Genomic DNA, 12,529 nt, shown 5'->3' on the forward strand with positions numbered 1-12,529 from the left:
CACCACCGAGCACCTCCGTCCTTCCGGACCGGTCGTTGGCCTCGTTGACCAAATATCTGTTCCACCGTAGGGTTCGATCGAACAGCAGTCAACTGCCTGATTACGCGGTGTCGGGGTCGCGGTTATCCGAACCGAATTGACAAGGGTGACGACATGATCGACTTCACGGGCCAATCAGTCATCGTGACCGGTGCCGGTCGTGGACTCGGCCGGTTGTACGCGCTCGACGTGGCCAGGCGGGGTGCGGCCGTCGTCGTCAATGACCTCGGTTCGACCATGCACGGGGACGGAGTGGACTCGTCGGTCGCCGATTCGGTGGTCGAGGAGATCACCAGTTCCGGAGGACGCGCGGTCGCGTCATACGACTCGGTCGACACCGCGGCGGGTGGGGCGGCGATCGTCGACGCGGCCATGACGTCGTTCGGCCGCCTCGATGCCGTCATCAGCAACGCGGGTATCTTCGGCAGCGTCGCCTTCGACGAGCTCTCGCAGGACGATTGGACGCGAATGCTGCGGGTCCATCTCGATGGCGGCTTTCACCTGTCACAGCCTGCCTACCGGGTGATGAGGGCGGCCGGCGGTGGCCGCTTCGTGTTCATCTCGTCCTCGGCGGGCGTCTTCGGCCAGCCGATGGAGGCGCACTATGCGGCAGCCAAGGCGGGTCTCATCGGTCTGTCGAATGTCATTGCGATCGAGGGGCAAGCGCACGGAATTCGCGCCAACTCCGTGCTCCCCACGGGGTTCTCCCGGATGGTGACCGAGACCGTCGGCGACGAGAAGTTTCTCGCCGAATCCGGCTTCATGCGCGCCATCAGACCGGAACTGGTGGTCCCGCTGGTGGCGTTCCTGGCGAGTACGGCGTGCACGTTCACCCATCGCAACTATTCGGCATGCGCGGGACGCTACGCGCGGGCGTTCATCGGGCTCAGTGAAGGGTGGCTGGCCGATGTCGGCACCGTGCCGTCAGCCGAAGACATCTCGGGCCATCTCGACCAGATATCGGCCACCGAGAAGTTCATCGTGCCGGAGTCGATCGTCGACGAGGTCCTCGAGGTCTGTGATCGCCGCGGCATCAGTCCGATGCCGGGCGGCGCCGACGTCGAGTTTCCGGAACCTCCGAAGACGATGTCCCGAAACTGATTCCACGACCGCGTCGTGCCGGCCGCACGCCCGCCGCTGTGGGCTGACGGCTCAGCAGATCCGCGGAAGTTGTTCGCCCAGTTCACGTTCGATCACCCGGGTGGTGCCGAACGCGGTGCGCCCGACCACCATGCCCGGATGGTCGGCAACCACCCGGCCGATGACAACCGCTCCCGCACCTTCGGGCCGGGAACGCATTGCCGCCAACACTGCATCGCTGTGCGCCGGGTCGACGAAAGCCACCAACTTGCCCTCGTTGGCAACCTGAAGCGGATCGAGCCCGAGGAAGCTGCAGGCCGACGACACCGCATCAGGAATCGGAATCCGGTGCTCGTCGAGTTCGACGCCGACACCGGCGGCGCGGGCGATCTCGACGGTCGAGGCGACCAGTCCCCCGCGGGTCGGATCACGCAGGGTATGTACGACGTTCGGGTCGGGCACCGCCGCCAGCATCGCCGCCACCAATAGATGTAGCGGCGCACTGTCGGTGACCACCGTCGTCCCGAAGTCGATTCCTTCGCGCACACTCATGATCGCCACGCCATGCTCACCGAGATTGCCGGACACGACCACGTGGTCACCGGGACGGGCTTGCTCAGGCCCGATGCGGACGCCGTCGGGTATCACACCGACACCGGCGGTATTGACGAAAAGACCGTCCGCACTGCCTCTTCCGACGACCTTGGTATCGCCGGTCACGATGCCGACGCCCGCATCAGCGGCCGCCTTGCCCATCGTCTGAGCGACGGACCCGAGCACCTCGAGCTCCAAACCCTCCTCGATGATGAAGCCGGCGGTCAACCCCAGCGGCTGAGCACCGCTCATCGCGAGGTCGTTGATCGTTCCATTGATCGCCAAGTCCCCGATGTTGCCGCCCGGAAAGAACAGCGGGTTGACCACATAAGAATCGGTGGTCAGGGCAATCCGCCCACCGGCAACGGCCAGCACCGCGGAGTCACGAGCCGGGCCACCATCAGAGCCGAAGGCAGGCAGGAACAGATTCTCGATCAGCTCCTCGGACAGGATCCCGCCGCCGCCGTGGCCGAGCACAATGCGTTTGGTCTCCCGTAATGGCAACGGACACACCCAATCCGACGGATCGATACCCACCGAATTAGACATGAGCGGCCCCCAACCGCCGGAATTGGTAATACGCTGCGCACGCTCCCTCACTGGACACCATCGTGGCGCCCAGCGGGGTACGGGGCGTACAGCTGGTGCCGAATGCCGGGCACTCGTTGGGCTTGAGCAAGCCCTGCAGCACCTCCCCGGCGTGACACTCGGCGGACTCCTGTACCTGCAGGTGCCCCACGCCGAACTTGAGTTCGGCATCGAATTCGGCATAGCGCGGCGAGAGCGCCCACCCTGACTTCGGGATCATGCCGATCCCGCGCCACTGCCGATCGACCACGGTGAACACCTCGGCAAGCGTCTGTTGCGCCACCGTGTTGCCGGCGTCGCTGACCGCCCGCGGATAGGCGTTGCGCAGTTCGGCCTTGCCCGATTCGAGCTGATCGACCACCTGCCGCACGCCTTCGAGCAGGTCCAGCGGCTCGAACCCGGTTACCACGATGGGTACGCCGAACTTCTCCACGAGCGGCCCGTACTCCGCGGTGCCCATCACGGTGCAGACATGGCCGGCGGCCAGGAACCCCTGCACCCGGTTGGTGGGCGAACTGAGGATCGCCGTCATCGCGGGAGGTACCAGAACGTGTGAGATGAGCACCGAAAAGTTGGTCAGGCCAAGCCGTTGGGCGTGCAGCACCGCCATGGCGTTGGCGGGGGCGGTGGTCTCGAACCCGACGCCGAAGAACACCACCTGCTTGTCAGGGTTGTCGGCGGCGATTCGGGTGGCGTCCAAGGGCGAGTAGACGATCCGGACATCACCACCGCGGGCGCGCACACTGAACAGGTCGTGGCGGCTACCGGGCACCCGCAGCATGTCGCCGAACGAACAGAAGATGACGTCGTCGCGGGCGGCTACCTCCAAGGCCCGATCGATCATCTCCAGCGGGGTGACGCACACCGGGCACCCCGGACCGTGAATGAACTCGACCGCACCGTCGAGCAGCTGATCGATGCCGTTCCGGATGATCGAATGCGTCTGCCCGCCACACACTTCCATGATCGTCCAGGGGCGACTGGCCTGGCGCCGGATAGCGTCGACCAGAGTCCTGGCGGCGGCCGGATCGCGGAACTCGTCGAGATACTTCATGCCGGCCCCCGCCTGCCCTGCCCCTCGGCGCCACCGAGTTCCTCGTCGAGCACGCCGAGTTCTCGGAACATCCGCAACGTTTCGTTGGCCGAGTCCTCATCGAGTCGGGTGATCGCGAAACCCGCATGGACGATGGTGTATTCGCCGATCTCCATGTCGGGCAGATATGCCAGGCACACGGTTTTGGTGGTTCCGCCGAAGTCGACGGTCGACATCCGAGTGCCGGCCTCCTCCCACATTTCGATCACCTTGCCGGGGATTCCGAGGCACATACGCCGTTCCTTTCCGATACAGCCGAGGCGCGCCCATCGGCGAGCGTCGCGGCGGCGATGGTGGCCTGGCCCAGCGCCAGCCCACCGTCATTGCACGGCACGACCCGGTGACTTAGCACCTCGAAGCCGCCCGCGGTGAGGACCTGCCGCAGGCCCTGCAGCACAAGGCGATTGGCGAACACGCCGCCAGTCAGTCCGATGACCGAAATCCCCACCGCACGAGCGCATTCGGCGGTTGCCATCGCGGTCGCGCGGATCACCGCGTCGTGGAAGCCGGCGGCCAGGTCAGCAGCCGGTGTACCGCGCCGCAGCCCCTCGACGATCCCCGTGATCAGCGGTGCGGGGTCCAGCACACCATCGGCGACGCGGATGTCCAACGGACTCGCGTCGCCCCGGCGAGCCAGGTGCTCGAGCTCCACCGCCGCCTGGCCTTCATAGCTGACCTGCTGGCAGACGCCGAGCAGGCTGGACACCGCGTCGAAGAGCCGCCCCATGCTGGTGGTGGGGACGCAGCCGAGGCCGCGCGGGATCTGCTGGCGCAGGATGTGCAGCGACCTCTCGTCGAGCGCCGCCACCGACGGCAGGTCGCCGGCCCACTCGATACCGGCCCGGTGCAGTAGATCCAGAGCGATCCGGGCGGGATTGCGCACGGCACCGTCACCGCCGGGCAGCGCGAACGGTCGAAGGTGACCCACCCGGGTGAAGCGGGCGGCGTCGGTGATCGCCAGCAGTTCGCCGCCCCAGATGGTGCCGTCGGTGCCGTAGCCCGTGCCGTCGTAGGCGACCGCGATGACCGGCGTACCCAGCCGTCGGTGTTCGGCGAGCAGTGAGACAGCGTGGGCGTGATGGTGCTGGACGGCGAGGACGGGCCGGCCCTCGGCGTAGCGCCGCGCCCACGCGGTGGTGGCGTACCCGGGGTGCAGGTCACAGGCGATCACGTCCGGGGTGCGATCGGTCATGAACGCCAGATGCTCCAGCGCCGCCTCGAAGCAGCCCTGGGTCCGCGGGTCGGCCATATCGCCCAGATGGGCGGACATGTGGGCGTGGCCGTCCGCGCCCACCAGACAGAAAGTGGTTTTCAGGTCGCCGCCGGTGGCGAGGATGACCCGCTCCGGCAGCGGGCCGGGCACCGACACCGGCAGCGGGGCGTATCCGCGCGAGCGTCGCAGCGGCACGTGCGCGCCGCGGTCGTCGATCATCACCACCGAGTCCTCGCACGGCACGTGGATGGGCCGGTCATGGGTGAGCACGGCGTCGGCGAGCCCATCGATCCAGCCGAGATCGTCATCGCGGAACACGATGGGTGACCCGCCGCGGTTCGCCGACGTCATCACCAGCGGGACACGGCCCAGCCGATCGAACAACTGGTGGTGCACCGGTGAGTAGGCAAGCATCACACCGACGTCGGTCAAGCCCGGAGCAACACCGTCGACCACCGTCCCCGGCCGGCTGCCGACCAGCACGATGGGTGCCGACGGCGCGGTCAGCGCGGTGGACACCGCGTCGTCGAGCACGGCGATCTCGCCGGCGCCGGCCAGGTCGGCGACCATCACCGCGAACGGCTTGGCCGGCCGGTTCTTGCGGCGGCGCAGTTCGGCGACGGCGGCGGCATCGTCGGCTCGGCAGGCCAGATGGAAGCCGCCGATCCCCTTGACCGCGACGATAAGTCCGGCCCGCAGCGCAGCCACCGCCGCACCGATCGGATCGTCGGTGTTCGGCGAACCGTCGGCGGACCGCCACGTCAGCCGAGGCCCGCACTCCGGGCAGGCGATGGTCTGCGCGTGATAGCGGCGATCCAGCGGATCGTGGTACTCGGCGTCGCATGCCTCGCACATCGGGAAACCGGCCATCGTGGTCGCGGGCCGGTCGTAGGGCAGATCGGTGATCACGGTGTAGCGCGGTCCGCAGTTGGTGCAGGTGATGAACGGGTGCCTGTAGCGGCGGTCGGCCGTGTCCCGCATTTCGCGCAGACAGTCCGCGCACACCGCGATGTCGGGCGGAACCAGGGTGCGCGACTCGTCGCCGTCGCGACTGCCGACTATGTCAAAGCGGTTGTCGCCGTTGAGGTCGACCCGGGTGATGCGGACATTGTCGATGCGTGCCATCGGCGGCGGTCGCAGGCGCAGCGCCGTGACAGCGGCCTCGACATCACCTGGCGGCCCTTCGAACTCGCAGTGCACCGACCCCGCGTCGTTGTAGACCAGACCGCCCAGCCTGAATTCGGCGGCGATCCGTGCGACAGCCGGGCGGAACCCGACGCCCTGCACCACACCGGTGATGTGAAGACGCACCCGCACGTTCATCGGGTCACCGTCACCTCAGTCGACCGATCGCGGGCGCACGTAGATGCTCATGAACCTCCTGAGCAGAAGACGGCCACCCGCAGTTGGGCTGTTCGCGGGCAGTCATCCCACGCTAGTCCCGCGGTAGGCCGACCACAATCAGAATTCCGCGGCGAAAGTCGGCGTTTTTACGGCCGAAATACCCTCGGCCGGTGCTGTCTACGCGCTGTAGGGTGCAGGCCTGCCCAATGGGGAGGACGGAAAATCCCACAGTGCACGAATTGTCGTTGTGCCACGCGATCGCCGGGGTGGTGAGGCCGTACGCGGACGGCCGCCGCATCGATGTGGTGCGGGTCCAGATCGGGGCGCTGCGGCAGGTGGTTCCGGAGTCGCTGTCGTTCTGCTGGACGATGGTCCGCGAACACGAAAGCATGCCCGAGGCGGAGTTGGAGCTCGAGTTCGTCGCTGCCGAGGTGGACTGCCGCAGCTGCGGCGAGCATTCCGAGATCTCGTCCCGGTTCTCGGTGTGCTGCCCGGAGTGCGAAAGTTCCGATGTCGAGGTGGTGCGAGGCACCGAGTTCCTGGTCACCTCGGTCGACGTGACGTAAGCGGATAGCGAAAGGCATTCGACATGGGTAGGTTTCACCGCCACGACGACGGCACGGTGCACGACCACGACCACGACCACGACCACGGTGATCACAGTGGTTATGCGACCGGCTCCCAGCGGATCGAGGTACTCGAGCACATCTTCGCCGAGAACGATACGAGAGCCGATATCAACCGGAGAGCCTTCGAGAGCAACGGCATCCGCGCATTGAACCTGATGAGCTCGCCCGGCTCTGGCAAGACCACGGTGCTCGCCGCCACCCTCGACGAGCTCGCCGGAGATCTCGCCGCCGGCGTGATCGAAGGTGATATCGCCACCGACCTCGACGCCGCCAAGCTCGCCGGCCGGGGCGCGCAGATCTCGTTGCTCAACACCAACAACGGTTTCGGCGGTGAATGCCACCTCGACGCCCCGATGGTCAATCGCGCCCTGCAGGGCCTGGACCTTCCCGCGCTGGACCTGGTGATCATCGAGAACGTGGGGAATCTGGTGTGCCCCGCCGAGTTCGACGTCGGCGAACACGCCAAAGCGATGGTGTACTCGGTGACCGAGGGCGAGGACAAACCGCTGAAATACCCGGTGATGTTCCGCTCCGTCGATGTCGTGCTGCTGAACAAGATCGACCTGGTGCCCCATCTGGATACCGATGTCGACACCTACATTTCGCGGGTCCGTGAGGTCAACCCGACGGCGACGATCCTGCCGGTGAGTGCACGCACCGGCGAGGGCATGGCGGCCTGGTTCGAGTGGCTTCGCCGCTTTGCGTCCGGGGCGGCCACCGCACCCTGAGCGGACACGCGATCACGCGATTAGCCCCAGCAGGCCGGGATCGAACGTTGCCCGCGCGGAAACGGACGTCGCTGCAGCCGAAACCACCAAAGCGGCGTCATCCTCGTATCCCTTGGGGAAGACGATCTCCGCGCTGTCCGGGTCTTCGCGATGTGCCATCAGCCAGTCGTACAGCAGCCAGTCCACCGCACAGCTCACTGTCAACGGATCGGCAGCCGGGGAACGTGCCGCCGTGACCAACGCCTGTAATGCGTCGCGATGTTCCTTGCGCGCGGCATCCTTGTTGACCCCTGAGCTGTCGAAGAACAGCATCGCCAAAGTGAGCGGAAAACGTTGGCCCGCTTCGGTACGGACCACCCAGCGGCCGCCCTTCCATGGCGCGTCCGGATCGACGTGGTGGAATTCGCCGAAGCCACCGATGACGCCGATGGACGGATCGTCGAGTTCACCGTCGAACGGCGCGGGTCCGAGCAGGTCCAGCGGAAGGCGCGCCCGGATCGAGAACAAGGCGGCCGTGCCGACGATCTTTCCGGCCCGCAGATCAACACCGAATCCGGTCAACTCCTGTGCCGCCGCGAATTCGAGGCACAACCGGTCGAGGGTTCGGTACAGCTCGACAAGGCCGTCACGTTCGTCGGCATCGGCGGGTGGCCGCCCACCCCCCAAGATCTCACCGAAGCGGCCTGCGGCGATGATGAGCGCATCGTCGAGCGCTTCGAGGTGGGTGGCCATCAGCCGGTCTGGTTCGTCGTCGACGGCGACCAGGGCCTGCAGCGACGTCGGGCTGCCGGTCGGTGTCGACCAGTAGAACCCGATCTGGTCGTCTCCCTGGATGATTCGCGGTCTCACGTCCGCCGCCAGATCATCACCCGGTTGTTGCCGGAGTCGGCGACCGCCAGCATGTCCCCACGCAGCGACAGGCCGTACGGCCAGCAGAGCGTGTTGCGCTGCACCGAGGTCCACCGATTCTCGCCGTTGGAGCCGAAATCCGGTTGGGCCAGCACGTGATCGGCGCCGCGGCCATCGTCAGGCATGCCGTCCCACAGCAGAATCCGGTTGTTGGCGGTATCAGCCACGGCCAGCCGCTCGCGATCCAGGCACGCCGCATAGGGGAAGCGCAACCGGTCCGAAGTGTGCGGTCCATAGGGCCATTCGAGCGCGCTGGTGAAATCCGGCTGGCCGAGCACGGAATCGGCGTCCCGGTCGGCCTCCGGCGGGGGCGACCACCCCAGCAGCCGGTGATCGCCGGCGTCGGCGACCAGCAGCAGGTCGTCGCGACCGGTGATGTCGTGGGGCCAGCGGAACGTGGCCGGACCGACGGCACCGCCCCGGTTCTCCTCCCGCGTCGCCGCGTCGGGCTGACCCAGCACGACATCTGCCGGCTGATCAGCCTCGGGTATCCCGTTGCGCCACCCGAGAACTCGGCGATTGCCGGTGTCGGCAACCCAGAAGGCCCGGCCGACCATTCCGATTCCGAACGGCCAATACAGGGTCGACGCCGAGCATTCACCGCCGCGGTTCTCCACCACGGAGGCAGCATCGGGCTGGCCGAGCACGAGGTCGGGCGCCACGTCACTCGTCTGCGGCACGGTGTTCCACACCAGGATCCGGTGATGCCAGGCATCGGCGACGACGAGCCGGCCGTCGTGCACCAGAACCCCGGTCGGCAGGTTCATTCCGCGTTCCGGACCGCGACCGCCGGCCGCGCGGCCCTCCGACTCGCCGTCCGGTTGTCCGAGCACGACATCGGCAGGTTGCTCGTCGTCGTCGGGTATGCCGTGCCAGATCAGGACGCGATGGTTTCCCGAGTCGGCCACCACCAGGTGGCGGTCGCCGAGAAACACGCCACGCGGCGAATACATCCAGGACAGAGACGGTTTCGCCGGCGGAAGTGCCAGGCCGCCGGGTGCCGGCGCGCCCAGCCACAGCGCGGGTGACCAGCCGCCGGTGCGATCGACATCGGGTATCACGTCGACGCGGGTGCCCAGTCCGCTCACGTTGTGCCGGACGGTGTAGCGGCTCATCCGCCGACGCGAACCCAGACGACACCGTCGTCGACGCGCAACGGCAGCTGTTCCAGCTGGGCGCCGGGAGCGCTGAGACACTCCCCCGACGTCGCGTCATAACAGAAGCCGTGCCACGGACAGGTCAGCGTGTTGGTCTCCAGGTCGAGTATCGCGTTGTCCAGCGGAAGCGCTTCGTGCGCACACTCGTTGCGGTAGGCCGACAGTCGCCGGCCCGCGTTGACCACGATCACCTGGGCACGCTCGCCGTCGGCTGTCGTCACGCTCCGCGGCGACAGATCGTCGACGGCCAGGCCAGCGGCCGGGCCCAACTCGACCCAGCCCTCACCGGCCGGGTCACGCCCGATCCGTAGCGCCTCGATCGGAATCAGTGTCGGTGTCGGCTCGTTCGGCAACACCTCCACCGCCGAGATCGCCGGAACACCCTGCACCAGAGCCTCTTCCACCAGGTTGCGCAATGTCACCGCCGACATGGAACAGCCGTTGCACGCTCCCTCCAGCCGGACGTACGCCGTGCCATCGTCCACCCGCACCAGGGTCACGTCTCCGCCGTGGCTTTGCAGTTGTGGACGCACCGAGGCCAACACTTGGTTGGCGTGGGTGACCGGGTCGGGTCGCACGATCCCGTGCAGAGACAGCAACAGATGGACGATCGGATCGTCCACCAACTCGAACAGCACCTGCCGCGCCGCCTCGTCGCCGCGCATCCGGCGCACCATCGTCACCAGACCGGCGCGGTGAATGCCCTCGATGGCGGCCTTGAGCTCCTCGGCCACCTCGCGCGCCGACGGATCCAACCTGTCCAGTGCGGCGACGGCGTCGTCGACGCGTTTGGCGAGGTCTTCGAAAGTCGGCTCAGTGATCGGCCGTTCAGTGGTCGTCGACATCGGTGCCGTCCGTCCTGCCCAGCGTGATCTGCCGGGCGATCTCGTCGAGTACGCCGCGAACCGTGCGCACCGAGTCGCCGTCGCCGAGTTCCTCGAACAGGAACCGAGCTTCGTACAGTTTGGCTCTCGCCTGGTCGAAGGACCCCAGATGCGCCAACACGTTGCCCTGATTGGCGAGCACCCGGGCCCGGCCCATCGGATCGCTGTGGCGGTCCCGGGCGCCCAGGACTGCCTCGTAGAGTTCGACGGCCTCGACGAGGTTGTCGGCCTGGTGTTTCGACGGGGTGTAGACCAGTGAATTGGCCAGGTTCAGCTGCACACTGGCCCACTGTTCGGGATAGTCCTCGCGGGTGTACACCTTGAGCGCCGAGCGCAACGACTGCGCCGCGATACCAAGTCGCAGCTGACCGGAGGCCTCTGTCATCGGCATCGTCAGGTAGGCGGTCGCCAGATTGGCGTGCGCCGACGCCCACAGCAGCGGAGCTTCATCACGCAACACCAGCTGCAGCGCCGAATGATAATGCGGCACAACAGCTGCCAGCAGTTCCGGCCGCTCCGGCGCCTGTTCGTGCAGCAGCCCCGCCAAGGTCAGATGCAGTTCGGCCCGAGCGACGCGCAGACCGTCAGCGCCTTCGAGGCCTTTGAGCGCCGTCTCGAAGCGCCGGACGGCGTCCGGCTGGCCGCCGTGCGCCGCGATCGAGGCCGCCGCACCGAGCAGCACTGCGTACAACGGCTTGGACACGGCGGCCGCTTCGTCGGCCGCCTGGTCGAGCAGCGCGGTGGCCCGGGCCGCATCGCCATCGTTGAATGCGCTGCTGGCCTGGGTCGACAACACCAGGGCCGCGAGCTCTGCACCGGCCGAACCCAACTCCGGTGCGACCTGCGAGCGGCCGACCGCAAAGAGCACGACATCCACCAGAACTGCGAATTCACCCAAGAGCGAGCGTAATTCGGCGGGATCGTCGCCGTCCGGGTCCATGACGAAGCGGTTGTATCGGCTGACCGGATCAGCACCGGTCAGCATCTCCAGGGCGCCGTCACGGTCACCGGCCAGCGCCAGCTCGTGTGCTCGCAGCGCATCGGGCCACTGCGGTACGTTGCCGGCGAGCAGCGCGCACCGGGCGTCCTCGGTGGCCACCGATGCCGGAATCAGCATGTACCCCAGCGGGAGTGGGAAGGCGCCCAGTGGTTGGGGCCGCACCGCAAGGACGTCGGTGTCCACCTCATCGGTGTTGACAACTGCGGTCACGCCATCTCTCCCGTCATCCGTTGATGGGTCCGCGAATTTCGCGCTCGGCGGCGCGCTTGATCAGTCGGGCCGACAATTCGGCGCGGGCCTTGGTGTGGTGTGTGTCGATGCGCTTGCGCACCACGCCGTCGGCGAACACCACCACGATCTCGACCGCCCACCGGCCGCATTCCTCGACGACGACGGTCTGCACATCTAACGCTTCGTCGGTGGAAATGTCCTTGCCGACGGTGGTCTTCGGCCGGGGCGCTTCACACATCACGATCACCGCACCGGCTCCAGCGGAATCCGCAACGCTTGTTGGGCATCGTCCCAGAATGCCTGGTGAACACCGGTAACGAGACGGTCCGCGAGCACCTCACGGATCAGCAGGGACCGATCGCCCGCGGGGTTGCGCTGTTTGAGCAACAGCCCCCCGCTGCGAGGCCCACGCAGCGGGAACAACCAGAGGTCGTCGCCGCGCACCATCGCCGCGACGGCATCCGAGGGGAATCGGTTGGCCGCCAATGCCGCATCGAGGCGCAGATATCCGTCGTCGGTGAACTGTACCGAGATGTCGTCGCCGAGCGGAGGTCGCAGCGGCCCCAAAAAGTCCCGCTCGAGAACATCGATCACCTGTTCCATCGCCGCCTGCACCGGCTCGGAGAGGTCGGCGCCCAGCTCGACGCCGCCCGCCTCGATCAGGAACACCGTGATATCGCTGGGGCAGGCATCGGCCAGCGCCCAGTGCGCGAACGCGATCGCGTGATCCCACCGGAACGAGTGGGTGTGCAAGCCCTGCAGGGGCGGCAGGTCGGCCAGCTCCTCGCCGGGGACGCGGTAGATGGTCCCCGGCGTCGCACCCGTAGCCGAGGCATCGACGATGACGACGCGCTCGGCGCCGCGCATCTGGAACGCGACGTCCATGCCCGCGGTGCCGCCGTCGACCAGACGAGCGCCGGCCGGCACGCCCCGCTCCCAGAGGTGCCGGACCAGAACCGGTCCGACACCATCGTCACCGCGCAGCAGGTTGCCGCAGCCCACCACCAGAACCGCACACCCAGGCGGCCCGATATCGAGCG

13 protein-coding genes are annotated in these 12,529 nt (G+C 67.3%); 3 read left to right on the top strand and 10 right to left on the bottom strand.

The window, feature by feature from the left end; all coding sequences use genetic code 11:
* Positions 1-153: 153 nt before the first annotated feature.
* The gene (locus CRM90_RS10550) at positions 154-1,140 is read left to right on the top strand and encodes an SDR family NAD(P)-dependent oxidoreductase (protein ID WP_102806923.1); all 987 of its coding nucleotides are present in this window, start codon (positions 154-156) and stop codon (positions 1,138-1,140) included.
* A gap of 51 nt (positions 1,141-1,191) precedes the next feature.
* Here CRM90_RS10550 and hypE read toward each other — a convergent pair whose 3' ends face one another.
* Genes hypE through hypF form a run of 4 tightly spaced genes read right to left on the bottom strand, consistent with a single transcriptional unit; the run spans position 1,192 to position 5,930 of the window.
* On the bottom strand, positions 1,192-2,262 hold the full coding sequence (gene hypE / locus CRM90_RS10555; protein WP_102806924.1) for a hydrogenase expression/formation protein HypE: 1,071 nt from the start codon (positions 2,260-2,262) through the stop codon (positions 1,192-1,194).
* Positions 2,255-3,355 (bottom strand): hydrogenase formation protein HypD, encoded by a 1,101-nt coding sequence (hypD, locus tag CRM90_RS10560; protein ID WP_102806925.1) that lies wholly within the window; start codon positions 3,353-3,355, stop codon positions 2,255-2,257. The genes hypE and hypD overlap by 8 nt, the downstream gene beginning before the upstream one ends.
* Positions 3,352-3,627, bottom strand: coding sequence for a HypC/HybG/HupF family hydrogenase formation chaperone (locus tag CRM90_RS10565; RefSeq protein ID WP_102806926.1), 276 nt, complete (start codon positions 3,625-3,627; stop codon positions 3,352-3,354). The genes hypD and CRM90_RS10565 overlap by 4 nt, the downstream gene beginning before the upstream one ends.
* The gene (gene hypF, locus CRM90_RS10570; RefSeq protein WP_102806927.1) at positions 3,600-5,930 is read right to left on the bottom strand and encodes a carbamoyltransferase HypF; all 2,331 of its coding nucleotides are present in this window, start codon (positions 5,928-5,930) and stop codon (positions 3,600-3,602) included. The genes CRM90_RS10565 and hypF overlap by 28 nt, the downstream gene beginning before the upstream one ends.
* A 251-nt stretch (positions 5,931-6,181) precedes the next feature.
* Between hypF and CRM90_RS10575 the strand changes: the two genes are divergently transcribed.
* Both CRM90_RS10575 and hypB read left to right on the top strand, forming a co-directional pair.
* A complete protein-coding gene (locus tag CRM90_RS10575; RefSeq protein ID WP_102806928.1) occupies positions 6,182-6,517 on the top strand; it encodes a hydrogenase maturation nickel metallochaperone HypA/HybF in 336 nt (111 codons plus the stop codon).
* 23 nt (positions 6,518-6,540) lie between these two features.
* Positions 6,541-7,308: a hydrogenase nickel incorporation protein HypB gene (gene hypB, locus CRM90_RS10580; RefSeq protein ID WP_102806929.1), complete on the top strand. Its 768-nt coding sequence runs from the start codon at positions 6,541-6,543 to the stop codon at positions 7,306-7,308.
* A 12-nt stretch (positions 7,309-7,320) separates the two neighbouring features.
* Here the strand turns inward: hypB and CRM90_RS10585 are convergent, their stop codons facing one another.
* The 6 genes from CRM90_RS10585 to CRM90_RS10610 are packed head-to-tail and all read right to left on the bottom strand — an operon-like array spanning position 7,321 to position 12,494.
* Entirely contained in the window at positions 7,321-8,157 is an 837-nt protein-coding gene (locus CRM90_RS10585) for a hypothetical protein (protein WP_102806930.1), read from the bottom strand.
* Positions 8,154-9,332 (bottom strand): NHL repeat-containing protein, encoded by a 1,179-nt coding sequence (locus tag CRM90_RS10590; RefSeq protein ID WP_102806931.1) that lies wholly within the window; start codon positions 9,330-9,332, stop codon positions 8,154-8,156. Before CRM90_RS10590 ends, CRM90_RS10585 begins: the two co-directional genes overlap by 4 nt.
* Positions 9,329-10,219, bottom strand: coding sequence for a NifU family protein (locus CRM90_RS10595; protein ID WP_102806932.1), 891 nt, complete (start codon positions 10,217-10,219; stop codon positions 9,329-9,331). The genes CRM90_RS10590 and CRM90_RS10595 overlap by 4 nt, the downstream gene beginning before the upstream one ends.
* Positions 10,203-11,468, bottom strand: a complete 1,266-nt coding sequence (locus CRM90_RS10600) for a tetratricopeptide repeat protein (RefSeq protein ID WP_233209261.1) — start codon at positions 11,466-11,468, stop codon at positions 10,203-10,205. Before CRM90_RS10600 ends, CRM90_RS10595 begins: the two co-directional genes overlap by 17 nt.
* A gap of 13 nt (positions 11,469-11,481) precedes the next feature.
* The gene (locus CRM90_RS10605) at positions 11,482-11,727 is read right to left on the bottom strand and encodes a hypothetical protein (RefSeq protein WP_102806988.1); all 246 of its coding nucleotides are present in this window, start codon (positions 11,725-11,727) and stop codon (positions 11,482-11,484) included.
* 5 nt (positions 11,728-11,732) lie between these two features.
* A complete protein-coding gene (locus tag CRM90_RS10610) occupies positions 11,733-12,494 on the bottom strand; it encodes a hydrogenase maturation protease (protein ID WP_102806989.1) in 762 nt (253 codons plus the stop codon).
* Between the last annotated feature and the right edge of the window lie 35 nt (positions 12,495-12,529).

The organism is Mycobacterium sp. ENV421, assembly GCF_002887815.1.
Taxonomy (GTDB): domain Bacteria; phylum Actinomycetota; class Actinomycetes; order Mycobacteriales; family Mycobacteriaceae; genus Mycobacterium.

Bases quoted from the DNA above. Each gene is read 5' to 3' on its own strand.
- hypB (WP_102806929.1), top strand. From the start codon at position 6,541: ATGGGTAGGTTTCACCGCCACGACGACGGCACGGTGCACGACCACGAC.
- CRM90_RS10605 (WP_102806988.1), bottom strand. From the start codon at position 11,727: ATGTGTGAAGCGCCCCGGCCGAAGACCACCGTCGGCAAGGACATTTCC.
- hypE (WP_102806924.1), bottom strand. From the start codon at position 2,262: ATGTCTAATTCGGTGGGTATCGATCCGTCGGATTGGGTGTGTCCGTTG.
- CRM90_RS10565 (WP_102806926.1), bottom strand. From the start codon at position 3,627: ATGTGCCTCGGAATCCCCGGCAAGGTGATCGAAATGTGGGAGGAGGCC.
- hypD (WP_102806925.1), bottom strand. From the start codon at position 3,355: ATGAAGTATCTCGACGAGTTCCGCGATCCGGCCGCCGCCAGGACTCTG.
- CRM90_RS10590 (WP_102806931.1), bottom strand. From the start codon at position 9,332: ATGAGCCGCTACACCGTCCGGCACAACGTGAGCGGACTGGGCACCCGC.
- hypF (WP_102806927.1), bottom strand. From the start codon at position 5,930: ATGAACGTGCGGGTGCGTCTTCACATCACCGGTGTGGTGCAGGGCGTC.
- CRM90_RS10550 (WP_102806923.1), top strand. From the start codon at position 154: ATGATCGACTTCACGGGCCAATCAGTCATCGTGACCGGTGCCGGTCGT.
- CRM90_RS10595 (WP_102806932.1), bottom strand. From the start codon at position 10,219: ATGTCGACGACCACTGAACGGCCGATCACTGAGCCGACTTTCGAAGAC.